This is a genomic window from Vibrio ichthyoenteri ATCC 700023, from assembly GCF_000222605.1.
GTDB lineage: Bacteria > Pseudomonadota > Gammaproteobacteria > Enterobacterales > Vibrionaceae > Vibrio > Vibrio ichthyoenteri.
In genome coordinates, this window is sequence record NZ_AFWF01000219.1 from 1 (window position 1) to 1,031 (window position 1,031).

Annotated in this window: 1 protein-coding gene; it reads right to left on the reverse strand. The window is 39.0% G+C overall.

The window, feature by feature from the left end; genetic code table 11:
* Positions 1–867: hypothetical protein (locus RH85_RS15975; protein WP_006713740.1), on the reverse strand; the 867-nt coding region annotated here is incomplete at its 3' end.
* Positions 868–1,031 lie beyond the last annotated feature (164 nt).

Sequence of the window (1,031 nt, forward strand, 5' to 3'; positions counted from 1 at the left end):
TAGTTGTTGGAATTCGTCCAAAGTTCCATTATTACGGGCTTTAAACTCTTCCTGTATTGCTCTCTGATTGATAGCATTTAAACTTGTTTGGTATGCTTGTTGGTCTAATAACTGTTTATCTAAAGACGCTTTATTCTCTTCTGCTTGATCTCTCAATTCTTGTATATAAGCCTGTGAGCCAATATATTGCGCATCCTTTTTAACGCTCTCTAATCTCTTAACCTCTGCCGCCGCGTTTTCTCTCAGTTCTAATTCAAGCGTTAATTGGTCTTGTAACCCTTGGATATATTCAGAACTTGCGGGGGCTGATCCGCCGCTTGCTAGTGATATTTGAGCGGTTAATGATTTGACTCTGTCCTCAGTTTTAGATAGTGCGCTGTTAGCCTCTTCTATTGCTTGAGCATTAAGAACCGCAAACGCCGCCTTTTGTGCAACTGTCCATTCTTTAGTTGTTTTTGTTAAACGGTCTAGTTGTGTTTTAGCCTCTTCTGAACCTTTGCCAGTTGTGAATAGACTTGCGGCGAACGACGCCGCTGTTGTACCTAATACAAGAAATAAGCCGTACATCGGATTTAATACAGATAGTAATTGCGATCCCTGCTGTCCGATTGCTAATAAGGCATTTTGACCGCCTTGTAATTGGACAATTAAATCTTGTGTTTGATAACCTAGTTGACCGCTGAATGTATTAAAGTTCTTATTTGATTTAGTTAATGCTGCGCCTGATTTCTTTTCGAAATTATCATAGGCTTGGTTAACCTTACCTAGTTCAGTTGCTGTTATTTTTCTAATATTTGTAAGACGTCGGATATATTCGTAATCTGATACCGACATACTGACATTAACACTTGCGCCTTGTACTGCCATATATTCTCCTATATAAAAAAAGCCCTGCCTAATAAGGCAAGGCTTAGTTTTAATTTACTATCGCTTATACGATTGCTTTAAGTGCTACCAACGCTAGTGAATCTTTACAAACGTTCGCGTATTTGCCTGTATTAGTAATCGCCATAACCGGTGTTTTTCAAGAC